Raw genomic sequence first — 23,360 nt, 5'->3', positions numbered from 1 at the left:
AGCGGATGAGGCACTACGCGGGCAGACGAATGAAAGCTCTCCGCAATAGACTGTACTTCTCGATCCTGATCTTTGCGACGGCAATGCCGCACCAATCCATGCCCCCATTCTTTGATCGCTGTGTGCGTCTCGTTGTCGGCGCAACGCTCTCTGTTTCACTTGCCGCCTGCCACCATGAAGAGCCGTGGAAGCTCACGGACGTCCAGGGGCATTTGCCCGATCTGGATTTCGCGCTGACCTCCGACGCCGGCAAGCAGATTAGCCAGGCGAACCTGGCAGGTGATGTCACACTCGTCTACTTCGGCTATACGCATTGCCCGGACGTATGCCCGGAGACGCTGGCCAAACTGGCCCAAGTGACGCATCAACTGGGCGGCGCCGCACAGCATGTGAAGGTCCTGTTCGTGAGTGTCGACCCGGCGCGGGACACGCCCGCAGTGATGCATGCGTATGTCGATGCGTTTGACGCAAAGCACGACGTCGGCCTGACCGGTTCCGACAGCGCGATCAAGGCGCTCGCGCAACGCTATCGCGTCGCGTACCAGGCTGACAAGCCCCGCGCGAACGGTGGATACGAGGTAACCCATAGCTCGGCGATCTACATATTCGATGCGAAAGGGCACGCACGCCTGATCGGTGCGGACGACGATCCGGTCGACGCATTTGTGCACGATCTGCGTCAATTGGCCGACGAGACCTGACGACAGGCGCCCGCGACGGTGCTGAAGAGGCTGCGAACGAGCCCGCGCACCCACGGTGTTTTCAACAGATAGAGTCGGACGTACGTCGGAGATTCCGGCCAGATTCGCCCGGAGGAGCGCTTGTTGTCGCCGCCCGAAGTTCCACGCATACCACCGCGTTCAGCTGGTCAATAACCGGCTACGACCAGAATCCCTATGCACGCTCAACGCAAGGTTTCCCGGCATACAAGTGTGTGGCGCCAGTAGCATCGTGGATCACGCCACCGCTTGAGCAGGCTGGACCTCGACCGTGACATGGGACAACCCCTTAAAGCGCTGGAGCACTGCATGATGCCATCTTCGAAGATGGAAACGGCAAACACACCGGACGGAGCGAAGATCTTCTGCGCCTTGTCTTCGTAACCATGCCCGTGATGGTCGCCGAGCAGCCACGCGCTCGCCAGGTTGACCAACAGGCCTACCACCGCGATGGGAATCGCTTCGCCGAAATGAATCGATACTGGCGACAGAAAGCGCGACACAGCCTCGTACCCAATCAGCACTGCGATCATGGCAAGTACGATGGCACTCGTGAAGCCCGCGAGATCGCCAAGCTTGCCAGTACCGAAAACGAAGCGGGGGTCGGCAGCATGCTTACGCGCGTATGTGTACGCGAGGGCTGCAATCAGCATTGCTCCAGCGTGCGTCGACATGTGCAGACCGTCTGCAACAAGCGCCAGTGAGCCAAACATATTGCCGCCGCTGATTTCAATCAGCGTCATCGCGCTGCACAGCGCAATGACCGCCCAGGTCCTGCGCTCGTTCTGCTCGTGAGCCGCACCCAGAAAGATGTGGTCGTGTCCTGCGCCGAACGCCGAGTCTTTGAAATCACTCATGTGCTGCTCTACTTGAAATAGCTGTGAACGACTTCGATGAGCTGGTCAGTCGCGCTGCCGGCCGGCTCTTTGTGGGTTTCGGCATCGACGAGATGCGTGCGGATATGCTCCTCGAGCACTACCGCCAGCAGGCCATTCATCGCGCCGCGACAACTGGTTGAATATTCCACGCCAAAGTGAACAGGGATTCCACGGCAAAAAGAACACGAATTCCACGGCAAAGTTAATGCCGATTCCACGGCAAAAAGAACAGGGTTTCCACGCCATCGCGAACACGGTTTCGGGGTGGCGGCGACGCGGGTCAACGGTGGCACGATCGACAGTTTTGTCGGGAGTGCCGAATGGCAAATGTCAGGTTGACCATGCGCAAAATCAGGGAAGTGCTGCGGCTGCATTTCGAGTGTGACCGCAACCAGAGGGAGATCGCCGACGCGGTCGGTGCCTCGACAACGACGGTGTGGCATTACCTGCGCCGCACGCGGCTGGCGGGGCTGGGCTGGCCCCTGCCACCGGAACTGCTGACGGACGACGCGGCGCTCGAGGCGAGACTGTATCCGCCGCCGGCACGGCGCGAGCCAACGCGCGGCATGCCGGACTGGCCGGCGGTGCATCGCGAGATCGGCAGGAAAGGCGTCACGCTCGATCTGCTGTGGCAGGAATACAAGGCGCAGCATCCGGACGGCTGCGGCTATAGCTGGTTCTGCAAGGCTTACCAGGAATGGGCGCAGCGGCTTCCTGTCACGATGCGGCAAACGCACGTGCCGGGCCAGAAGCTGTTCGTCGACTACTCGGGCAAGAAGCTCGGCATCATCAATCCGGACACCGGTGAAGTCCGCGAGGCTGAACTGTTCGTCGCCGCGCTCGGCGTGTCCGGTTTTACCTTCGCTGAGCTCACCTGGACCCAGCAGTTGCCCGACTGGATCGGCTCGCACGTGCGCGCCTTCGCGTTCTATGACGGCCTGGTCGAGATCCTGGTGCCCGACAATCTAAAATCGGGCGTCCACAAGCCGGGGTTCTACGATCCGGACATCAATCCAACCTACCAGGAAATGGCCAGGCATTACTCCGTGGCTGTGATCCCGGCTCGCAGTAAAAAGCCGAGGGACAAGCCGAAAGCAGAGCTGTCGGTCCTCCTGGTGCAGAGATGGGTCCTCGCCCGCCTGCGCAACCAGCGCTTCTTCAGCCTGGGCGAGGCCAACCGGGCGGTCGCCGCGTTACTGGGCGATCTGAACAACCGGCCCTTCAAGAAACTGCCCGGCTCCCGCCGTAGCGTCTTCGACGAAATCGATCGTCCGGCACTCAGGCCCTTGCCCGAGCAGCCCTATCAGTACGCTGAGTGGAAGGTCGCGCGTATCGGCCCTGACTATCACGTTGAACTTGATCAGCACTATTACTCGGTCCCATATCGCTACGCGCGCGAACAGGTCGACGTGCGCCACACGATCAACACCGTCGAGATCTTCCATCGCGGCCAACGCATTGCCGCTCACGGCAAAAGCGCTCGCCGTCGCTACCACACCACGATCGACGCGCACATGCCGCCGGAGCACCTGGCGGTCGCCAAGGGCTGGGACCCGGAGCGGCTGCGCAACTGGGCCGCCGACATCGGCCCGCATACGGCGGCTGTCATCCAGCACCTGCTGGGTGCCCGCAAGCACCCCCAGCAGTCGTATCGCACCTGCCTGGGTGTGCTGCGCATGGGCAAGGATTACGGACGCGACCGGCTCGAAGCTGCCTGCCGCCGCGCGATCGATCTGAAAGCGCCGAACTACAGGTTCATTGACTCGACGCTGAAGAACGGCCTGGACCGGGAGCCCGAACCTGCCACCGGGCAGGCCGACCTGCCGCTTGTGCATGCCAACGTGCGCGGGCCTTCGTACTACCACTGAAGCTGAAAGGGAGTCTATATGCTGCATCATCCCACTGTCGACAAACTGCACGCGCTGCGCCTGCCCGGCATGGCGGCGGCGCTTGCCGAGCAACAGTCCCAGGACGGCATTGACCGACTGGGCTTTGAAGAACGTCTGGGGCTGCTGGTCGAGCGTGAATCCAGTGAACGTGACTCGCGACAAACGGCGGCCCGGCTGCGCCGGGCCAGACTGAAGGTCCCCGACGCTTCGCCCGAGGACATCGACTATCGCACCGCCCGCGGCCTGGACCGGGCGCTCACCGCCCGACTGCTGACCGGTGAGTGGCTTCGGGAGAGGCAGAACCTGATCCTGGTTGGCCCGACCGGGCTCGGCAAGAGTTGGTTGGGTTGCGCCTTCGCCATCCAGGCGTGCCGCCAGGGGTTCTCCGCCTGCTATCTGCGCGTGCCGAAACTGAACGAGGAACTGGCGATCGCACACGGCAGCGGGCGCTACGCGCGATGGCTCGCCCAACTTGCCAAGACGGATCTCGTGATTCTCGACGATCTGGCAATGGCGCCGCTGACTGATTCCGCGCGGCGCGATCTGCTTGAGGTTCTTGACGACCGTCACGGGCACCGCTCCACGCTCGCTACCTCCCAGATCCCGGTGGACCACTGGCATGAGGCGATCGGCGAACCCACTGTCGCCGACGCGATCCTTGACCGGCTGGTGCACAACGCTCATCGCATCACGCTCGCGGGCGAATCGCTGCGCAAGACGCGCAGTCGATTGACCGCAAAGCCGCAGTCCGAGTAAAAAGGTAAAGGTCCCGCGTCGCTGCGCTCCGTTTGTTCGCGATGGCGTGGAATCCTTGTTCACTTTGCCGTGGAATCACGATTCACTTTGCCGTCGAATGGCTGTTCTCTTTGCGTGGAATACGCAACTGGTTATCTGCTGCAGGACGTCGATGCAGCCACGCTCTTCCTCAAGCGCCCGCTCGATGGATTCCACTTGCCCCTTGATGCGGCGGACCCGGTTGAGAAACTTCTGTTTCTCACGAATGGTGTGGCTCATGAATGACCTCCGAAATACCGCGGGAGCGTATATGCCAAAAAGGGTGGAGGGGTATGCTAATTCTCCCCGGTGAACGAAGGCGAATTGAAGGAATTTGACTGCATTAGACCCGGCTTCGCCTTTCGGGCAGCGGCCTTTATGGATGGACTTTGTTTGCGCGAGGACGGCACGTGCGAGCGAATCCACGATACGCGATAGGGCGTCACCGTCCCACCGGGACGCGCCAGGCACGCGATCGTTGCGATTGGCTCGTGCCGCGTTGGCGTCCGGTCACCAGGAAGAAGCAGGCATACGTTGTCCTGACGTGATCGGCTGCTTCTGGCCGGACACAGCATCGTGTGATAAGAATATGCGCCGCGTGCTTCAGATGCTGCGAGCGACGCTACGCGAATCCGCCGGCCAACAAGTGACGTTCGCGAACGTCACTTTCAGTCGTTTTGTCCGCACCGGGCAGTCTCGGCCTGCTGCCACACGGAGCCCATTTATAACGTGACGCAGGATACGGCCCACCTCACTGCCCGTTACTCAGCGTACCGTATGGACGCCCGCTCGCGTTTAAGTTCGTGTGCGTCACGCTGGCGGTGCTGCTGGGCGGCTACAACCGGATGATCCACTTGCCGCGCTCGCAGGCCGCGACGGCAGATGGCGGTCCCGCTTACCCTGACGCTCAACGCGGCTTCGACCGTCTGCTGGCCGTCGAAGCCGTCGCCATGCTGGCGGTACTGGCGGCCGCCGGTGTGCTTGGCCACACGGCGCCCTCGGGCGAATAGGCCTGGTTACGTTAGAGCCATCGCTCGCATCACCCGGGTATCCGAACCCCGACAGTCCGTCGCTTCGACGAACGCGGATCAGGCTCACTAATGATCGAGAGCCGGCAGTTCGCGCCAATGAACGCGCCTTCTAGTGTGAATCCGCGCCTTTCAGGCCAGCATCAATGGTCTATTCTTGATGCCAGTAGCCGTTGAAGGCGAGGTGACGGCGCGAGGGGTGTAAAGGCGCAAGGAGGCTAACGTGAGCTACAAACTCGACGGCAGTATTCTGGAAGTGTGTAATTGCAACGTACTTTGCCCTTGCTGCATAGGTGAGGACGCCGACAATGGCAGCTGTTGCGCCGCGATCGCCCACCACTTCGACAAGGGCTCGATCGATGACATTGAGGTCTCTGGATTGACGGTGGCCTGTGCCACTTTCATTCCTGGCAATATCCTGCAGGGCAACTGGCAGGTAGCCGTGTACATCGATGACCGGGCCACCGATGTCCAGTTTGAGGCGCTCTCCAGCGTCTACCGGGGCGAGCGCGGCGGCCCGCTGGCCGACTTCGCCCATATGTACGGAAAAATCGTCTCGATCGAGCGCGCGCCCATTATCTTCGACCTTCAGGGCGGTAAAGGCAAACTCGATATTGGCGTGGACATTCATGCGGAACTCGAGCCGTACTGGAGTCCGAGCGGCGCCCCCGCGGTGCTTCTCGGTAATTCCATCTCGACGACACCATGCTCCCCGGCGATCATCAGCAAAGCGAGCGCTTACCGGATGAAAAACCCTCTGCTCAAGGTCGACCTCAACCTGACGGGTCATAACGCCACCCAAGGCCATTTCAACTTCCAGGCCTGACTCTCCTCCAACGGCCACCGAGCCTCGCGATGAAGTCCGCTTCGCGCTCAGGGCTTTTTCCGCCATTGCTAGCCGGGCTGATGCTTTCGGCCTGGCTGGCACTGTGGGGATTGGATGAAGGACCGTATTCACGCTATCTGAACCATACCGGTTGAATCCGCCAACCCGTCGCGGCCGTTCGACCTGGCTCCGATCGAAGGGCTATCTTGATGGTGCAGCCGCCATCGCTCGGTTGCGGATAGCTAATCGCCCAATTCGACCCTTCGTACATAGCCTTTTCGTCGCGCCTGGGTCCCGGCCACGTTAATGTGTCGAGAACCATTGGTCGACTTCGATATCCCGATGGCCCCTGGCATGAGACGGGCAACGGTGGCATTTCCGTGCATGCGGCGGTGCGCCATCTATAGGCGACGTGACTCTTTGGAATGCAAAAATGCAGGCATCCGAGTTGACCGACGACCAGGTCGCGGAACTGGTAGAGATGTTCCGGCAGATCGGCGATCCGACCCGCCTGAAAATAATTGCAGCATGCCTGCGCGCGCCGATGTGCGTTTCCTACATCGCGGCACAATATGGCTTGGCGCAAACGCTCGTCAGCCATCACCTGCGGCTTTTGCGAGCAGCCCGGGTGCTGCGCGCCGATCGGTGCGCAAAACAGATTTTCTGTGTAGCAACTGACGAGCACGTAGAGCGTGTCATCAGCGACATGGCTGAACACGAGTGTGAGCATCCGCCGTCCGAATTTGATGAGCCACCGAAGGAGGAATGACGCGTTTTGCAGCTGACCCGCAAGGCAAGCCCCGATGTTTTCCGGCTATCGAACCCACCGCGCCGGTTAATTAAAGCACAGACGCGTTTACTTCATCGGGGGTATGGCATCATCTAGACGGAAAAAAGGGGCGTTGACTTCGGCGTGCGTAAGGAGGATCGCTTTAACATCTGGCCGGATTAACCGTTGCCCATTGGGGGCACGCCGCGAAGCCCACGTCATGCGTTCACTATCACGTGAGTCGAGGAGCACCACTATGAGCACCTGCAACGAACCGCATCATGCCCATCATGACCATCAGCATGGTCCGAACTGCGGACACACTGCGATCAGGCATGGCGATCACACTGACTATCTGCACGATGGCCACCTGCACCATCCCCATGGCGATCACGTGGACGAACACCGGCTGGAGGTGAGCGCAAAAAATCCGGATCAATGTACTTCCAACTGCGGCGGTCATGAGTCGGGACATGTCCACGGGCCGGCATGCGGCCACGAAGCGGTACCGCATGGCGATCACGTCGACTACCTGGTCAACGGCCACCTGCACCATCCGCACGGCGATCATTGCGACGACCACGGCCCGGTTGAGCTCGCCTGAGTGCCCGGCGCCAGGCAGGCGAAGTACCTCAATACGTTTGAGTATGCATGGTGCCAGGTTACTGCCTGGGTGGACACACCTTACTGCGTCCACTCAGGGAACGGGTCGGTAAATTTGTGCCACGCGACTTCATCACGGGCCAGTTCGTCCTCGCTTAGCAAGCAGGCATCAAAGGACGCGCGCAAGGCTGCCTCGTCCATTCCGGTGCCGATCAGGACCAGCTCCTGTTGACGATCCCCGAAACGCTCATGCCAGCGGCTTCGGATGATAGCCTGTGCTTCGGGCTCCTGCGGCCAGGCGTGCCTGGGCACGGCCGCCCACCAGGTTCCGGCGCGTCCGTGACGCGAGACCGCGCCGGCTTGCGACCATTCGCCGACCGCATGGTTGCGCGAGGCCAGCCAGAAGTACCCCTTTGAGCGCACGACGCCCGGCCACTCGCTCTGAATCCAGTCGAAGAAACGCTGCGGATGAAACGGACGGCGCGCGCGGTAGACGAAGCTGGTGATGCCATATTGTTCGCTTTCGGGAATGTGTTCACCGCGCATCTCCTTGAGCCACCCAGGCGCTTGCGCAGCGGCTTCGAAGTCGAACAGGCCGGTATCGAGAACCTGCCCGATCGGCACCTGGCCAAAGCGGCTTTCGACGATCTTCGCGCGGGCGTTCAGCACCCGCAGCACGCCTTTGAGCAACTCCAACTCGCTTGCGCTCACAAGGTCCGTCTTGTTCAGCACGATCACGTCGCAGAACTCGATCTGCTCGGTCAGCAGATCGACCACGGTGCGGCGGTCTTCCCCGCCCATCGTTTCGCCGCGATCCGCCAGGAAGTCGTGGGAACCGTAGTCGCGCACAAAATTATAGGCGTCGACGACCGTCACCATCGTGTCCAGGCGAGAGATATCCGAGAGGCTGTGACCTTGTTCGTCGCGAAACGTGAAGGTTTCCGCCACCGGCAAGGGCTCGGATATGCCCGTGGATTCGATCAGCAGATAGTCGAAGCGCTTCTCCCGCGCGAGCCGCTGGATCTCGATCAGCAGGTCCTCGCGCAATGTGCAGCAAATGCAACCGTTGCTCATTTCGACGAGCTTTTCGTCGATGTGCGAGAGCTGGCTGCCGCCGTCACGAATCAGCTGAGCGTCGATGTTGACTTCCGACATATCGTTCACGATTACGGCCACCCGCTTGCCTTCGCGGTTATTCAGGACGTGGTTCAGGAGCGAGGTCTTGCCCGCGCCGAGAAAGCCGGACAGTACGGTGACGGGGAGCTTGTGCATGGGAAAAGTGGAGCCTCAAACATGGTGAAGAAGATCGCATGAATCGACACGGCCAGCCTGCTGGCCGAGGCGGGTGCGCGGCAAGCAGGCGCGATCCTTCGTGTCAGTTCTGCAGGACTTCGCCAACCATACAGTTGTCGAGGCCCGCCTTGAAAAGATCATGTGGCAACTGTTTGCCGATGAAAACAATCCGGGTTTCGCGCGTTTCATTCGCGCCCCAGGACTTACCGATATCCGCGCCAAAAATCATATGTACGCCCTGGAACACTGCGCGACGGTCGACACCCGCCAGGTTCAGCACACCCTTGTAGCGCAGCATCGCGGCACCATAGATCGCAACCGTGGCGCTGAAGAACGCCTCGAGCTTGTCCCGATCCAGAGGCGCAGTAGCGCGGTAGACGAAGGACGTCACATCGTCGTCATGCTCGTGCGAAACGTCTTCAAGGAAATCGGGCTCGATGTCGACAATGGCATCCAGACTGAAGCTTCGGATGTCGAGCAGTTGCTTCAGGTCCGTCTCGCCAAAATGTGCCGGCCTGATCGTCGCGCGCGGGTTCATCTGCCGCAACCGGCGCATCAGTTGCTGCGCCTGCTCTTCGCCAACGAGGTCCACCTTGGATACGAGGATACGGTCCGCGAATCCGACCTGCTCCTGCGCTTCGTGATGTTCGTCGAGCTGCTCGCCGCCATGCCGTGCGTCGACCACCGTCACGATGGCGTCGAGCAGGTATTTCTCCTGCACGACATCGTCAACAAAGAACGTTTGCGCGACGGGCGCCGGATCGGCAAGTCCCGTTGTCTCGATGATGACCCGCTCGAACGCGAGTTCTCCTGTCTCCCGTCGCGCGGCGAGCGTCGAAAGAATGCGCACCAGGTCGCCACGCACCGTACAACAGATACAGCCGTTGTTCATTTCGACAATCTGCTCGTTACCGTCCTGCACCAGCAATTCGTTGTCGATGCCCGCTTCGCCGAACTCGTTTTCGATGACCGCAACGCGTCCGCCGTGATGCTCGGTCAGGATGCGGTTGAGCAAGGTCGTTTTTCCGGCGCCGAGGAAGCCGGTCAGGATGGTCGTCGGGATACGCTGGAAGCCGGTTGCATCTTGCATTGCATTCTCCTGTGAGCGGCACGCGCTCAAGCATGTTCGCCCGTCGAGATGCCCGGGCGCCGAGCAAATGGTTACGGTCGAGATGCCCCCATGCGGTGACAGCCCGCTTCGCTGATGCCACGCTCCGGGACGGCCAGTCTGTCTACCGGGAACGCTGGACACCGTATGTGTTATGTTATAACGTATCTAATCCTATCGGATTGTTATTTTTCGTGCCAGGAACGCCAATGAAAAAAATCGCCGCCAGGCTTTGCAACTCCGTTCAGCACCGCGCATCCTGGAGTTCAGGACAGCCAGACCGGTTTGTTTGGCGCGCCGCACTAAAGCCCATCGGTAGCCTTTCGGCTGCATTGGTACTGCTTGCCCTGCATCAGGGAAGCGCCATGGCGGCATCAGCAGCGGCTGGCGTAATCAACGCCATCGGTGTCGAAAACGAGTACGCCGACGTCATCGCCCAGATCGGCGGCAAGTACGTTCAGGTGAGCGCGATCGAAACGGATCCCAATACGGATCCACACACGTTCGAGGTCAACCCGAAGGTGGCAGCGCAGCTTGCTTCCGCCGATCTGATCGTCAAGAACGGCGTGGGATACGACGCCTGGGCCGACAAGATCATCGCAGCCGCGCCCAACAACAAACGCAAGGTCATTGACGCCCAACACCTGCTCGGCCTGCCCGACAGCACGCCGAACCCGCATCTCTGGTACGACCCGAAAACCATGCCGGCGGTTGCGAAGGCAGTGGCAGCGGACCTTTCCGCATTGAACCCCGCGCAGGCAGCCTACTTTCAAGCCAACGTGAAGAAGTTCGACGCATCACTCAAGCCCTGGCTGGCTGCAATTGCATCGTTCAAGGCGCACTACGCGCAAACGCCTGTCGCGGTGACGGAGCCGGTCGCCAACTACATGCTCGAAGCGGTCGGCACCGATATCGCCACACCCTTCAGCCTGCAGGCGGCGATCATGAACGGCACCGATCCCTCTCCGCAGGACGTGACGAAACAGAACAGCCTGTTCACGGACCACAAGGTCAAGGTGTTCGTCTACAACCAGCAGGTCACGGATGCGCTCACACAGTCGTTTCTCAATCTGGCCAGGAAAAATGGTATTCCGGTGGTCGGCGTCTACGAGACCATGCCAACCCCCGGCTTTACTTACCAGTCGTGGATGCTGGCGGAAGTCAATGCGCTGGAAAAGGCAGTGACTTCCAAAGTGTCCACTGAAACCTTGCAGGCTGTGCAGTGAGCGGCATGTGCCCTGGCAACGAGGTCCTTGCGGTCGATCGGGTGAGCGTCTCTTTCCCGGGGCACAGCGTGCTACATGCGGTGAGTTTCAGTCTGGAAGCGGGAGAGTTCTGCGGCCTTATCGGTTCGAACGGTTCGGGCAAGACCACGCTGCTGCGTACGATCCTCGGCTTCCAGGTAGCGAGTGCAGGTAGCATCAGGATCAATGGTGCGCGCAACCTGACCTCGGTGGGCTACGTCCCGCAGAAGATCGCGCTCGACCCCTACCTCCCGATGCGTGCGCGGGATCTGGTGTCGCTCGGCCTCGAGGGCCACAGGCCCGGCTTGCCGTTACCGTCGAAAAAACGCCGCGAGGCGGTCGACGGGATGCTCAAAGCCGTGGATGCAGAGCCTTTCGCGGACCAGCGCATCGGGGAACTGTCCGGAGGCCAGCAGCAGCGGGTACTGATCGCACACGCTCTGGTTCGCCGTCCGCGGCTGCTGTTGCTGGACGAACCTCTGGCCAACCTCGACATGCGCAGCGTCGCCGAAATTGTCGCGCTGTTGCGCCGCCTGAGCGTCGAGCACGGGCTTGCGGTCCTGCTTTCGGCGCATGACATGAATCCCTTGCTGCCGGTGATGGACCGGATCGTCTACCTCGCCAATGGCCACGCAGCGAGCGGGGCGACGGACGAAGTGGTGCGTACCGAGGTCCTGAGCAGACTGTACGGCTATCACATCGATGTCGTCCGCGTGCACGGCCGCGTGCTGGTGATTGCCGCCGGCACCGAGGCCGAAATGCTTGCCGCCGTTCGGCGAAACCCCGCCCACATTGTGCAGGTTCCCTGATTCAAGATGGATTCCCTGCTCACCCTCATCTTTGAACCGGGCTTCTTTAGCAGTGAACCGGTGCATACCGCGATGGTAGTCGGCGGCGGCGCCGCAGTCGTGTCCGGCGTAATTGGCGTATTCACCGTCATGAGGAGCCAGTCCTTCGCCGGCCACGCGCTGGCCGATGTGAGCAGCGCGGGCGGTGCTGCGTCGTTCCTGCTCGGCATCAACCCGTTGCTGGGATTTCTCATCATGGCGGTCATGGCAGCGGGCGGCATGGAACTGGTGCGGGTGCGCCGCGCCCGTGAGCGCGATCTTGTGACCGGCGTCGTGCTGGGCGCGGGGCTTGGCCTTGCCGCGCTGTTTCTTTACCTCGACGTGACATCGAAAAGCACGACTGGAGCGGCGATCACCGTCATGTTCGGATCAATGTTCGCCATTCCGGCATCGATCATTCCGCTCGCACTGGCGGTGGGCACGGGGGCGTTGATTGCCGCGGGCGTGCTTTATCGTCCCTTGCTGCTCAGCTCCGTTGACCCAGAGCTGGCTGCGGTCATGGGCGTGCGGGTACGGACGGTCGGACTCCTGCACCTGCTGGTATTGGCGCTGGCCGTTTCCCTATCAGCTATTACGGTCGGCGCCATCCTGTCGACCGCACTCCTGATAGGTCCGGCGGCGATCGCCTTGAGGGCGGCAAAGCGGCCAGGCTGGGCCACGGGTCTGTCCGCGTTAATCGGCCTGGGCACGACCTGGGGTGGCATCCTCCTCGCGTACGACAGCTACTACTGGACACCCGGGCACGGCTGGCCAGTGAGCTTCTTCGTGGTGACGCTTATCTTCGCCCTGTATGTCATCACAGGTCGCGCCGGACCTGCACGGAAGCCCCCAACGGGCGCGCGGATCGCCCTGAACGCCCGTGAACCGGGTGAGGCCTGACCATGTTCTCCAGCTTCATGACCAACACGTGGATCGTGGCGAGCATCGTGGCAGCAGTCGCCGGATTCATCGGTTTCTTCGTGGTGATTCGAGGCGCCTCGTTCGCCGCGCACGCCTTGCCGCTCGGCACCTTTCCGGGTGCTGCAGCGGCAAGCCTGCTCGGTATCAATCCGCTCTTCGGCCTGATCGTCTTCGCTGGTCTCGGCGTGATCGGAATCAGTTGGCTGAGCCGGCGCGGAAGACACGAAGTCGCAACCGCCCTGTGCCTCGTCACGCTGCTAGGCTTCGGGGCGCTGTTCCTGAGCATGACGAGCGAGTATTCACAAGCGGTCTATGCCCTTCTCTTCGGCGAAGTACTGGGCGTGAGCAACACCGATCTCGCGCCGGTTGCCGCGATCAGCGGGTTCTCGATTGCGGTTGCGGTTGTGCTCTTCCGGCCACTCCTGCTCAGTTCGGTATCGCCCGATCTGGCGAAGGCGAGAGGCGTATCGAGCCGCGCGATGGAACTTGCGTTCATGAGCATCCTGGCGCTTGCGACGGCAATGGCGCTCCCGGTAGTGGGCGCGCTGCTAGTGTTCAGCCTGATGATTGGACCCGCGGCTGCGGCCCGCTCGCTGACTGACCGGCCGATTCTTGCGATATGCGTGTCGGTTGGAATTTCGCTCGTCACGGTGTGGACATCGATTGCCCTCTCCTATGTCTCCAACTGGCCAGTCGGTTTCTTCGTTGGCATGCTTGGGGCCGCCTGTTACGGAGTGGGGCAGGTGTGGACCCGGGCACGAGCCTTCGCGCGCCATCACGACGAACGGCCGGCCTCGGAGGCACCAGTCGGCTCACTGACGGGACCGCCAACCGGCGTGAAGCCGAGCGCATGAGACTTGGCCTCGATCGCGGCAAGCGACGTGCGGTCCTCGTCGAATGTGGGTTCTGTTGCAATAGCGGAGGCTGGTATGCTGCGGAACCTAACAGAATGATGTGAACGGTAATGAAGGCACTGAGTCCGGCGGTAGCCGAAGTGCTGAAGCGGTTGCACTATCCGCTCGAGATAATGTTGGTGTGCGTACGTTGGTACGTGGCCTACCCGCTGAGCTTGCGCAATCTCGAGGAGATGATGGCCGAACGCGGGATCGCGGTCGATCATTCGACCGTGCATCGGTGGGCCATCAAGCTTCTGCCAGTGCTTGAAAGGGCGTTCCGCCGCTGCAAGCGCCCGGTCGGCAAGAGCTGGCGGATGGACGAAACCTATGTGAAGGTCCGGGGCACATGGAAGTTCTCTACCGCTCCGTCGACAAGGCCGGCAACACGGTTGATTTCCTGCTGCGAGCCAAGCGGGACAAGGAAGCGGCCCGACGGTACTTCGAGAAGGCCATCGATCAGAATGGCGCGCCCGAAACCGTTACCATCGACAAAAGCGGTGCCAATCTGGCCGGGCTGCACGCCGTGAACGCCGAGCGTGAGACGCCCATCAAGATCCGCCAGGTCAAGTATCTCAACAACATCGTGGAACAAGACCATCGGGCGATCAAGCGACGTACCCGACCCATGTTGGGATTCAAGGATTTCAGTTGTGCCCGCATCTTGTTGAGTGGCATTGAACTCATGCCTATGATCGCCAAGGGGCAGACGGTGCGGCGGGGTCGCGGGTCTGATGTCAGTCTGCTGAGTGACCTGGACGGAGCGGTGTGCAATGGGTCGCAGCAATAGCGCTGGCAAAATTTCGCGCTATTATTTCTGGATTGGGGGCCAGTAGAGGACAAACATGGATGCGTCTTCAGACAGTACCGATCGCCCATGGAGCGTGTCGCTGATTCAGACCAAGATGCTCCCGCCCCGTCTTCCGTCTGGCTGCGTGCAACGATCCGTGTTGCTTAAGTGGTTGCGTAAGCAGCCGGTTCGCAGCATCACCGTCGTGACCGCCCCGGCGGGGTTCGGCAAGACAACATTGCTTGCTGGTTGGTGTGAAGCGCTGTCGCAGCGAAAGCATGTTGTTGCATGGCTCAGCCTCGACGCAGAAGACGATGATCCCCAGCAATTCTGCGCTTACCTGGTGGCCGCATTCGCCAGGGCCTCGGCGGAAATTGCCTCGCAAGCGCAACAGATCCTTAATAACGATCCGCTGACTCCTATCAGAACGGTCATTTCACTACTCCTGAACGGGATCGCTGCATCCGGCAGGCGCGTTTTCCTCGTGCTCGATGACGCCGACCGTCTGAATGCGAAACCAGTTCTTGCGATTACTTCCCGTCTGCTTCGCTATGCCCCCGAGAACATGCATATCCTGCTCGGGGTGCGAGGTGAACCGGCCTTGATAGTTGGTCAGTTTCGAGCTCCGGAGGAACTAGTACGTATTGATGTCGACGATCTCCGTTTTTCGATCGCCGATGCGCAGGCATTTTTTGACCGGACAGGCACCGTGCCGCTTGACCGGACCAGTGTTGAGTTGCTGAACGAGGCAACGGAGGGGTGGGTCGCTGGCTTGCAACTTGCTGCTCTAGCGCTACGCGATGTGGGCGATGCGGCCAAGGTCGCCGGTGCGCTGGTCGGAGTCAGCTCCGGAATCGATTCGTACCTGAACGATACCGTGCTCGCACATCTGCCGCTCCATATGCTGAAGTTTCTGCTGTACACGTCGATTCTTGAACGACTCGCCCCTGAGTTGTGCGATGCCATCATGGGTAAGGGAAGTGGAAGCGGGGGCGAGCTCGACTGGCTCGAGCGGCACAGCGTGTTCATCCGGCCGCTGGATGAAACACGGCACTGGTACCGCTATCATGCGCTCCTGTCCGACGCACTTCGTCGGCGCCTTCTTCGCCAGATGCCGCAACACGTCCCGTTGCTGCACCGTCGTGCGTCCCAATGGTTTGCAGGAGCACGTCTGTGGCCCGAAGGCAGTCAGACATGCCTTGGCTGCAGGCGAACTCGAGCAGGCGGCACAGTGGGTTGAAAACTGTGCGACGGAGATGCTCGAGCGCGGTGAGTTGAACACGTTGCCAGGATGGATCGGAAAACTGCCACCGGATGTCATCCAGAGACGGCTTCGTTTGCGCCTTACGAAAGCATGGGCGCTCGTGTTCTCGATTCAGCCGGACGCCGCCTCGAGGGAGGTTGCTGCTGTTACCAACGAATTCTTTCGGGGGCGTCGCAAGGATACCCGCATGGTAGAGGAAGCGGCATTGGCGGAGATCAACGCGGTCAGCGCACTGATCGCCACTATGGTAGAGGACAGCGAGCGGGCACTCGAACTGGGCCATGTTGCTCAAACCTCAGTGGCGCCTACGGCGCCTTGGGTGCAGCGCTGCGCGCAATACGCGCAGCTCTTCGGCTTGATGCACCGGGGCAGGTTCGACCAGATACGTGAAATACGCGACGCCGTCGGCGAGCGAGTTGAACAGGGTCAGGAGCCCGACTACTCGGATATGTTTCGACGCTCGTCGTTCGGTGTTGCTGCATTTGTGCATGGCGAGCCGTCTGAATCAAGGCGAATTTTTGAGGCGATGTTCCACCGCATCGAAAAAGCATGGGGCCACTCGTCATCCTGCGCGACCTGGGCGGCCAGTTGCCTTGCTGCGATCTACTATGAGTGCAACGAACTGCCTGAAGCGCGGAGGATGATCGCGGGCCGCACGACCGCTGCACTGGAAACTCGCCGCTAACTGGTTTGATGCGCCATATACTGTCTGCAGCACGCTTGCTGTGGCGCGACGGGGAGATGGGTTCGGCGCCGGCTATTCTCGAAGACGGTCGACAGGCCGCCGTAACCCGACACTGGCTACGTCTGAAGTTGGCGCTGGATGCCGAAACGGTAAGATTGCTCCTTGTAGAAGGCAACGTTGCTCAAGCGAGGCAGATCGCCGACGAGCTGAGCAAGAGCGCGCCAATGATGTGCGAAGGGCGGACTGGGTGCGCGGTAGACACCTGGACAAGCTATTGTCTCCTGCAGGCTCGCGTACTGATCGCCGGGGATCGTGCAGATGAAGCCGTCACGCTTTTCACACCTTTGCTCGATACTCTGGCTGCTACGGGCAGGCGCTATTCGGAGGCTGTGGTTTCCCTGCTGTTCTCATGCGCGCTCGCGCAATGTGGAGCGTCCGAAAAGGCGCTTGGTGCGCTCGAACGAGCGCTACGGCTCGGAAGGCAGAGCGGCATGATTAACAGCTTCGTGGATGAGGGGCCACCCGTGCGCGCGTTGCTACAGCAATTTCGCTTCGCTTCAGCGAATGTTCCTACGGCAGAAACGGCGTATGTCGACAGGCTGCTTACAGCTTTTGATGCCTTCGGCAATTCACCGGCTGCGTCGCCCACGCATGTTGAGGCCGTGCCGCTGTCACCGGATGTTCTTAGTGCGAGGGAGTTTGAGGTGCTCGAGTGCGTTGCCCGCGGTCTTTCGAACAAGGAAATCGGCCGGTCGTTGAAACTGGCACCCGAGACGGTCAAGTGGCATTTGAAAAATATCTTCGAAAAGCTCGACGTAAATTCGCGAATTGACGCCGTCGCCGTACAGAGAGTTTTTGGACATGGGGTAGGAGAGCGCCGCGCGGCCATGTAGTGGCGAGCCATATGCAATAGCCCTCACCAGATCCGGCGCGGACATCCCCAGATCGCCTGGACTTTTTTCTCAGAATCACAAGCGCAGCCGCTTCCGCCAGCGCCTTCTCCTTGCGCTGCAATTCCTTCGCAAGCTGCTGGATGCGCTTCTTGTCATCTTTCGACTGATGACGCTGCTCGCGCGCCTGCGCGGCAGCATTCGCGTTGGCCGCCTGGCAAGCAGCCCGCCACGCCGCAATCTGTTCGGGATAAAGACCTTTGCGGCGGCAATACTCGGCCAACTCCGCTGCGTTGAGCGGCGCGGTTTCCAGCACTACCGCAAACTTGTCTTCCGAAGACCATCCTTCGGGATTCTTCCCATCGCCCGGCACTGCGACTCCTTGTCCAGCGCCGAAACCAGCGCATTTTCTGGCGGCATCATGCGGCGCACTAACGCTTCTTTTCTTTCTGCTGAGTAGGCTTTCTTTCATCCTTTTGCGACAGCAACGCTGTTCATGTCGCACCCCCTCCCCGTCAAGCATTTTGTAGTTCGGGATCGAAGCACTTGCCTGACCTGATAACACCGAATGCGACGTGAACGAGCTTGCGCAGCATCGACGCGGAATCGACAATCCCGGACAAGTAGCGTCCAGGGGTCTGCGTGTTACTTCTTGAATGTGCCGAGCAGTTCGGTGTGCGCCACGACATGGCCTTCCATCGCCTTTTCCAACGCCGCCTTTGTGGGCTTGTGAAGATCGGGCAGCACGGTGTCGAGCGCGTAGAGCTTATGGAAATACCGATGACGGCCAGTGGGCGGGCATGGGCCGCCATACGTGGTGCGATGGAAGTCGTTGGTGCCTTCAAGTGTGCCTGCCGGAAGCGCGCCCGAAGTGACGTCCTCCTGAACACCAGGAGCCGTCGTCGGGATGTTGTAAAGCACCCAGTGGACCCATGTCATCCGTGGCGCGGCCGGGTCGGGCGCGTCGGGGTCGTCGACGATCAGCACGAGGCTTTTCGCGTTGGCGGGCACCCCGGACCACGAGAGCGGTGGGGAGACGTCCGCGCCCGTGCAGGTGTAGCGCCGAGGAATCTCGCTTCCTTCGTGGAAAGCGTGTGAGGTGAGGGTGAAGGCCATGGTGCGCTCCTCGGCGTCAGCCCGCGCCGCCAGCTAGTGCTTGCGATGCATCCAGCTCATATGATGTGTGTCGAGCCACTGACTCAGGCTCTCTCCCGGGTGATCGCGCCTGTAGCGCCTGGACAAGGCCGATGCAACGACAACGAGAACCACAAGGCCAACCCAAAAACTGATCATTGATTGAGTCATGGCAGCCTCCTTGGGGAATGCGACCGTCCCTAAATTGTAGTCATTGGCGGCCGAACTGGCTCAACTCGAGAAGGCGGCGTACAGTCCGAACGGCTACGTCGACGATTCTCCCGATCTCCAGCGTGCCGAAACCCGTTTTTGCGTGATCGCCACCGCATCTGTTGCAGTGCGGCACTCCCCAATCGACCCAATATGCGGGACGACCCTGGATTGCCGCGCCGCTGCGCTCCCCTACCATCAACTCCCCGCGCCATTGCAGCGAGTGCGCCATCGGCAGGCGATGTCAAAAGCGAGTGCCGCAGCCAAACACAATCCATACAGCACCTACTCAAGCTATCAGGAGGCAAGCATGCTCAGCGCCCATGAATTTGCGACATTGATGCTGGTCAGGAATTCGGCTGACCACATTGCCGAGCGGGAAGAACTCGATACGCTGCTTGAACGTCAGCTCGTCACCATGGAGAGGCTTGCCTGCGGGGCAGTGCGACCTCGCGCGACGCAGGACGGCGATTCGCTCCTTCGTAACCTCGCGCGCATACACTGAGAAGTCGAAACCTGCCGCGTGTCGGCTGGGACTCGAGCAAGCAGCTAGCCTCAACCGACGAACCGCGAAGTACCGACGAGCCCTCGGATCTTCGACTTCCTCGTAGTCGCCGGGGTGGAATGCGCACACGCTTGCGTTGGCGCACCCCGCGGACATCGGACCACCATTCCTTCGGCACCATGCCATAGGGCAGGGCGGCTGCACGATCGGGGCACAAAAAAGAAAACGCCCGCGTTATTCACACGGGCGTTTCCGTGGCCCCGCTACCGCGCCCCAATGAACGATTTCTCGTCCGCTTCTGTATCAGGGGCCGGCTTCCGCGCGGCTCTCTTCAAGTATAGGGCGCCTGGCGGGATATCCAAGTCGGCGAGACCCGCTTTTTGCACGGAACGCGAGCGGATGATTCAGACGTTTGAGTACTCGCGCCGCCTCTGGACTCAACGCCGTCATTGAGCTTTCAGCCGTTCATGCCGTTCGGTACATGAAAGCGACAACCTTACTGCAAAGCCGGCTGACCTAATAGCGATAAGCAATTCTTCGATAAATGCACGTCTGCTTCCGCAAGCGCACACGAGGACATCATCTTTTGCCAGCCGCATCGAGATACGGCCCTGTTGACCCGCGTACTTTTAGCACCGCAGGCAGCGCATATCCTTGTCGCGTTGCCCGGCCGTCCAGCGCGTCGAGCAGATGCCTCGCGGCGACCGTGCCGATCTCGCGTGTGTCCACGTACATCGTCGTGAGGGGCGGGCGCGCTTCGCGTGCGATCGCGAGATCGTCGAAGCCGGTGACGGAAAGTTGCCCAGGAATGGCGATGCCCAACTCTTCCGCCTCCCGCACAATGCCGAGCGCAATATGATCGTTGCCGCAGATGATCGCTGTCGGACGCGGCCCCGGCTGTTGCCAGAGCGCGCGCAACGCGCGCCGGCCAAAATCGAGCGTGGATTCACCTTCGACGAGGTGCTCCGGCCGCACCGCGAGGCCATGACGCTCCAGCGCGATGCGAATGCCTGCGAGCCGCGCCTGCGCACGGTCGTTGTCGCGCGTCGGTTGGATGCAGACCGCAAACGACCGATGACCGAGCGCGACGAGATGCTCGGTGATCGCTTCATACGCGGCGCGGTTGTCAACGCCGATGCAAACGTGCGGACTGCCTTTGCGCCACGCATAAAGCACGACGTAGGGCACGCGCCAGACTCGCAGCGCATCAAAGAGCTCCGGCGGATGCGCTTCGCCCACCACCGCGATCGCCTCCACGCCGCGCGCGAGCATCGCTTGAACCTGGGAGAGAGCCTCTTTAGGATCGTAGTTCGAGCAGCCGAGAAAAAGCGTGATGCCGCGCGCGGCGAACGCAGCCTGCATGCCGCTCACCTGCGAGGCAAACACCTGATCATCGAGCGTCGGAATGACGATGCCCGCAATGTGGCTGCGTGTGGATGCGAGCGCACGTCCGGCTGCATTCGGAAACCAGTTCAGCTCCAGCGCAGCCCGCTCGACGCGCTCGTGCACGCTGTCCGACACTTTGCTGGGCTCGTTGTAGACGCGCGATACCGTCGCCGTGGACACGCCCGCGAGCTTCGCCACGTCGGACAGCACCGTGCGCCCCGTGCTGCGGCGGGAGCGCGCCCCGGCCGCCCGCCCGGCAGGTGACGGTTTTTCTTCGAGAGCAGAGTCAGAGGCGCAAGAGCGAGGCATCGACGTTCAGGTTTCGTACAGGGAGCCCGTCGTCTTACTCGCGGCGCGACACAACGGCGCATCCGTCAGGCCCCCGCTGCGATGCGCGAGCGGAAATGCTCGGTACCTTCGACGATCTTGTCGAGCACCGCGTCGAGCGCCCAGAAGCGTTCGCGCACGTCGTAGTCGATCGCGCGGCAGAGAATGGACTGGAACGTGCCGATGCGCTGGTGGTACATCTTCGCGAGCGCCGGATAGCCGAGTGCCTCGGATACCGCCGCGACCACGAGAAAGATCGAGAGCTCGCGGGCGAGCGCCGGGTTCTCGTCGGCGCGATTGCGCAGCCAGTTGTACAGGTCCGGATGGAAGTTCGTGAACACGCCGTTGAATCCCGCGGATCCGGCTTTCATCGCATCCCAGGCAATCGCGGCATTCGCGTTAAGGATCTTCATGGGCGAACCCTTCGCCAGGGCAACGCGGCGCTTCACCGTGTCGAGATCGCAGCTCACGTCCTTCAACATCACGAAGCGGCCGGTGTCGATGCACATCTTGAGCTCGTCGTCGGATAGCAGGCGCCGGTAGGGAGCCGGGCATTCGTATAGCCCGAGCGGTATGTCGGAAGGCAAGCGGCTCATCAGGCGGCGCAAGTTCGTTGAGAACGCTTGCGTGCCGTCGCGGGCCGGATCGAGCCGGTTCGTCACCAGCACGATCCCGTCCGCGCCGGTCGCCGCGGCGGCGTTCAGCTCTTCGGCCTGCGCGTCGGGATCATCGCTGATATGGCCCGAGACCACCACCGGCACGCGGCCGCCCACGCGCTCGACCACGAAGCGGCCAAGCGCCGCGCGCTCCGCGAGGCTGAGAAATTGCATCTCGCTCGACTGCGCCACGGCGAACAGCGCGTCCGAGCCGTGCGCGAAATACCACTCGATCAGCCGTTCGAGCCCGGCATAGTCGATGGCGCCGTCGTCGTCGAACGGCGTCAGCATCACGGGCACGATGCCTTCGATCGTTTGCGACGAGCGCGTCGAAGAAGTGGGGAGAGTCATGTCGGTGTTGTCCTTGGCAGGGTTGAACGGGCAGTTCATCAAGCGGGTGCCCGTGCCGGACTGGCCGGTTCCGGTTCGCTTTCGATCGGCGCCGGCCTCGTCGACCGCATCGGCCCGCGCAGGCTGCTGGACGTCGCGCAGCCGGGTCTATGAAACCGCCGCCGCGAACGTGGGTTGCGCCCGCACTTCGAACTGTGTCGGGATGGATGCCTGCGCGCCTTCACGCGTGACGCTGAGCGCCGCGGCTCGCTGAGCGAAGTCGATCGCGCCGCGGATGCTCGCGCCGCGCACGCGCTCGGCTGCGAAGCCGCCCCCGCCGGCGAATGTAGCGAACGCGCCACCGAGCAAGGTTTCGCCGCGCGCCGGAAGTCGCTCTGCGTGGACAACGAGATCCATGTTCGCCATGCCGACCACGACGATCCGGTCCCAGGAATGCCGGTCCGTAGATCGAATGTTAGCGCTTACGTTAACGCGCAAAACAGCGACCGCGGCAACGAGACAATGACGTCATCAGGGAAACTCCCCAAAACAATTCATCGGACCGGCGATCGCGCTCCGCTCGCCCGCAGGATCATGCTCACCACTTCTTCCGTCGTAGCCTCGAAGCGCTTCGTCGAGAGCGCGCGTTTGCCCGAGAGCGCGCATATTTGAGCCTCGAAATCGGCGTAGTGCTGCGTGGTCGCCCAGATCATGAAGAGGAGCGTCCGAGGGTCGACGGGCGCGAGCAACCCTTTGGCTATCCATCGCTCGATCAGCTTCACGCGTGTGTCCATCCACGGCTTCACGCGTTCGAGGAGGATCTCTTGCATGTGCAGCGCCCCGCTGATTATTTCGTTGGCCCACACCTTCGATCCAAGTGGGCGGCGCCGTGACAGGGCCATCTTGGCGCGCACGTAGCCGCCAATCGCCTCGACCGGATCGTCGCTTGCATCGAACAGGTTGGCGGCGGCGTTCCATTCCTCGAACACATCGTCGAGTACGCGCCAGTACAGCGCCAGCTTGGTCGGGAAGTAATAGTGCAGATTCGCCTTCGGTAAACCCGCGCGCTCGGCGATCAGCGCCGTGCTCGCGCCTTCGAAGCCGCGTTCGGCGAACACGGCTTCGGCACAGGCGAGCAGATGGGATTCATTCGACGCACGAATGGAGGCTTTGCGCCGATGTGGCTTGTGCGATGTGTCGGCGGCTCGTTGCGCCTGCACGGTGCCGCGCGTCGCGAGGGGCGCGGCTCGCGTGGTGGGTTCGTCGTCGCGCATGTTCGGTCCATTCGGAAGAGAAAAGGAGCGCGGCGGCCGCGCGCATGCGGGAATCATTGTAGCCACGATGCAAGTGCGCCGCGAATTCACCGACATCAGGAGAAACGCGCAGCACGGACGGCTGGTTTTTTCACGCA

At 61.4% G+C, this 23,360-nt stretch carries 21 protein-coding genes and 6 pseudogenes; 16 read left to right on the top strand and 11 right to left on the bottom strand.

Annotation, left to right across the window (positions count from 1 at the left end):
- The first annotated feature begins 98 nt into the window (after window positions 1-98).
- A complete protein-coding gene (locus HDG32_RS26145; protein WP_090811184.1) occupies window positions 99-701 on the top strand; it encodes an SCO family protein in 603 nt (200 codons plus the stop codon).
- 329 nt (window positions 702-1,030) lie between these two features.
- Here HDG32_RS26145 and dmeF read toward each other — a convergent pair.
- Both dmeF and HDG32_RS26135 read right to left on the bottom strand, forming a co-directional pair.
- Window positions 1,031-1,576 (bottom strand): annotated as a pseudogene (gene dmeF, locus HDG32_RS26140) (CDF family Co(II)/Ni(II) efflux transporter DmeF); the annotation flags it as partial.
- An 8-nt stretch (window positions 1,577-1,584) separates the two neighbouring features.
- A pseudogene (locus HDG32_RS26135) lies at window positions 1,585-1,734 on the bottom strand (metal-sensing transcriptional repressor); the annotation flags it as partial.
- Window positions 1,735-1,917: 183 nt separating this feature from the next.
- On the opposite strand from HDG32_RS26135, the gene istA reads away from it, so the two are divergent.
- Window positions 1,918-3,465 (top strand): IS21 family transposase, encoded by a 1,548-nt coding sequence (gene istA, locus HDG32_RS26130; RefSeq protein ID WP_184071870.1) that lies wholly within the window; start codon window positions 1,918-1,920, stop codon window positions 3,463-3,465.
- 18 nt (window positions 3,466-3,483) lie between these two features.
- A complete protein-coding gene (gene istB / locus HDG32_RS26125; protein WP_184071868.1) occupies window positions 3,484-4,242 on the top strand; it encodes an IS21-like element helper ATPase IstB in 759 nt (252 codons plus the stop codon).
- A 123-nt stretch (window positions 4,243-4,365) separates the two neighbouring features.
- On the opposite strand, the pseudogene HDG32_RS26120 reads toward istB, so the two are convergent.
- A pseudogene (locus HDG32_RS26120) lies at window positions 4,366-4,500 on the bottom strand (metal-sensing transcriptional repressor); the annotation flags it as partial.
- A 533-nt stretch (window positions 4,501-5,033) separates the two neighbouring features.
- On the opposite strand from HDG32_RS26120, the pseudogene HDG32_RS26115 reads away from it, so the two are divergent.
- The 4 genes and pseudogenes from HDG32_RS26115 to HDG32_RS26100 all read left to right on the top strand — a co-directional run.
- Window positions 5,034-5,270, top strand: a pseudogene (locus tag HDG32_RS26115) (CopD family protein); the annotation flags it as partial.
- Window positions 5,271-5,511: 241 nt separating this feature from the next.
- Window positions 5,512-6,114: a DUF1326 domain-containing protein gene (locus tag HDG32_RS26110; protein ID WP_184071866.1), complete on the top strand. Its 603-nt coding sequence runs from the start codon at window positions 5,512-5,514 to the stop codon at window positions 6,112-6,114.
- A gap of 433 nt (window positions 6,115-6,547) precedes the next feature.
- Window positions 6,548-6,883 (top strand): helix-turn-helix transcriptional regulator, encoded by a 336-nt coding sequence (locus HDG32_RS26105; protein ID WP_184071864.1) that lies wholly within the window; start codon window positions 6,548-6,550, stop codon window positions 6,881-6,883.
- 256 nt (window positions 6,884-7,139) lie between these two features.
- Window positions 7,140-7,487, top strand: a complete 348-nt coding sequence (locus tag HDG32_RS26100) for a hypothetical protein (RefSeq protein ID WP_090811191.1) — start codon at window positions 7,140-7,142, stop codon at window positions 7,485-7,487.
- 80 nt (window positions 7,488-7,567) lie between these two features.
- On the opposite strand, the gene zigA is transcribed toward HDG32_RS26100, so the two are convergent.
- Both zigA and HDG32_RS26090 read right to left on the bottom strand, forming a co-directional pair.
- Entirely contained in the window at window positions 7,568-8,758 is a 1,191-nt protein-coding gene (zigA, locus tag HDG32_RS26095) for a zinc metallochaperone GTPase ZigA (RefSeq protein WP_184071862.1), read from the bottom strand.
- Between the two features lie 103 nt (window positions 8,759-8,861).
- On the bottom strand, window positions 8,862-9,869 hold the full coding sequence (locus tag HDG32_RS26090) for a GTP-binding protein (protein ID WP_184071988.1): 1,008 nt from the start codon (window positions 9,867-9,869) through the stop codon (window positions 8,862-8,864).
- A 227-nt stretch (window positions 9,870-10,096) separates the two neighbouring features.
- Here HDG32_RS26090 and HDG32_RS26085 point away from each other — a divergent pair, with 227 nt between their 5' ends.
- The 8 genes from HDG32_RS26085 (at window position 10,097) to HDG32_RS36690 (ending at window position 17,404) form a co-directional block, all read left to right on the top strand.
- Entirely contained in the window at window positions 10,097-11,113 is a 1,017-nt protein-coding gene (locus tag HDG32_RS26085; protein WP_260336599.1) for a metal ABC transporter solute-binding protein, Zn/Mn family, read from the top strand.
- A gap of 5 nt (window positions 11,114-11,118) precedes the next feature.
- On the top strand, window positions 11,119-11,940 hold the full coding sequence (locus tag HDG32_RS26080) for a metal ABC transporter ATP-binding protein (protein WP_184071986.1): 822 nt from the start codon (window positions 11,119-11,121) through the stop codon (window positions 11,938-11,940).
- 6 nt (window positions 11,941-11,946) lie between these two features.
- Window positions 11,947-12,858: a metal ABC transporter permease gene (locus HDG32_RS26075; RefSeq protein WP_184071860.1), complete on the top strand. Its 912-nt coding sequence runs from the start codon at window positions 11,947-11,949 to the stop codon at window positions 12,856-12,858.
- 2 nt (window positions 12,859-12,860) lie between these two features.
- On the top strand, window positions 12,861-13,733 hold the full coding sequence (locus tag HDG32_RS26070) for a metal ABC transporter permease (RefSeq protein WP_260336598.1): 873 nt from the start codon (window positions 12,861-12,863) through the stop codon (window positions 13,731-13,733).
- 110 nt (window positions 13,734-13,843) lie between these two features.
- A protein-coding gene (locus HDG32_RS26065) for an IS6 family transposase (protein ID WP_184071858.1) occupies window positions 13,844-14,562 on the top strand; the annotation gives its coding sequence in 2 pieces (ribosomal slippage) (window positions 13,844-14,129 and window positions 14,129-14,562; 720 coding nt in all).
- A gap of 55 nt (window positions 14,563-14,617) precedes the next feature.
- The gene (locus HDG32_RS36700) at window positions 14,618-15,802 is read left to right on the top strand and encodes an AAA family ATPase (protein WP_260336597.1); all 1,185 of its coding nucleotides are present in this window, start codon (window positions 14,618-14,620) and stop codon (window positions 15,800-15,802) included.
- Window positions 15,762-16,511, top strand: a complete 750-nt coding sequence (locus HDG32_RS36695) for a hypothetical protein (RefSeq protein ID WP_260336596.1) — start codon at window positions 15,762-15,764, stop codon at window positions 16,509-16,511. The genes HDG32_RS36700 and HDG32_RS36695 overlap by 41 nt, the downstream gene beginning before the upstream one ends.
- Window positions 16,512-16,546: 35 nt before the next feature.
- Window positions 16,547-17,404: a helix-turn-helix transcriptional regulator gene (locus tag HDG32_RS36690; protein ID WP_260336595.1), complete on the top strand. Its 858-nt coding sequence runs from the start codon at window positions 16,547-16,549 to the stop codon at window positions 17,402-17,404.
- A 30-nt stretch (window positions 17,405-17,434) separates the two neighbouring features.
- Here the strand turns inward: HDG32_RS36690 and HDG32_RS36685 are convergent.
- Window positions 17,435-17,824, bottom strand: a pseudogene (locus HDG32_RS36685) (hypothetical protein); the annotation flags it as partial.
- Window positions 17,825-18,046: 222 nt separating this feature from the next.
- The gene (locus HDG32_RS26050; RefSeq protein WP_184071854.1) at window positions 18,047-18,517 is read right to left on the bottom strand and encodes a YbhB/YbcL family Raf kinase inhibitor-like protein; all 471 of its coding nucleotides are present in this window, start codon (window positions 18,515-18,517) and stop codon (window positions 18,047-18,049) included.
- A 538-nt stretch (window positions 18,518-19,055) separates the two neighbouring features.
- Between HDG32_RS26050 and HDG32_RS26045 the strand changes: the two genes are divergently transcribed.
- Window positions 19,056-19,250: a hypothetical protein gene (locus tag HDG32_RS26045; protein ID WP_184071984.1), complete on the top strand. Its 195-nt coding sequence runs from the start codon at window positions 19,056-19,058 to the stop codon at window positions 19,248-19,250.
- Window positions 19,251-19,829: 579 nt separating this feature from the next.
- On the opposite strand, the gene HDG32_RS26040 is transcribed toward HDG32_RS26045, so the two are convergent.
- The 4 genes and pseudogenes from HDG32_RS26040 to HDG32_RS26025 form a co-directional block, all read right to left on the bottom strand.
- Window positions 19,830-20,945 carry a LacI family DNA-binding transcriptional regulator gene (locus HDG32_RS26040; RefSeq protein WP_184071852.1) on the bottom strand — a complete coding sequence of 372 codons (1,116 nt, stop codon included), beginning with the start codon at window positions 20,943-20,945 and terminating at the stop codon, window positions 19,830-19,832.
- 65 nt (window positions 20,946-21,010) lie between these two features.
- Entirely contained in the window at window positions 21,011-21,970 is a 960-nt protein-coding gene (locus tag HDG32_RS26035; RefSeq protein ID WP_184071850.1) for a dihydrodipicolinate synthase family protein, read from the bottom strand.
- 147 nt (window positions 21,971-22,117) lie between these two features.
- A pseudogene (locus HDG32_RS26030) lies at window positions 22,118-22,282 on the bottom strand (PfkB family carbohydrate kinase); the annotation flags it as partial.
- A gap of 221 nt (window positions 22,283-22,503) precedes the next feature.
- Window positions 22,504-23,223 carry a TetR/AcrR family transcriptional regulator gene (locus HDG32_RS26025; protein WP_184071848.1) on the bottom strand — a complete coding sequence of 240 codons (720 nt, stop codon included), beginning with the start codon at window positions 23,221-23,223 and terminating at the stop codon, window positions 22,504-22,506.
- Window positions 23,224-23,360 lie beyond the last annotated feature (137 nt).

The organism is Paraburkholderia sp. CI2, from assembly GCF_014201055.1.
Taxonomy (GTDB): Bacteria; Pseudomonadota; Gammaproteobacteria; order Burkholderiales; family Burkholderiaceae; genus Paraburkholderia; species Paraburkholderia tuberum.
This window is presented reverse-complemented; position numbering and strand designations above follow the sequence as displayed.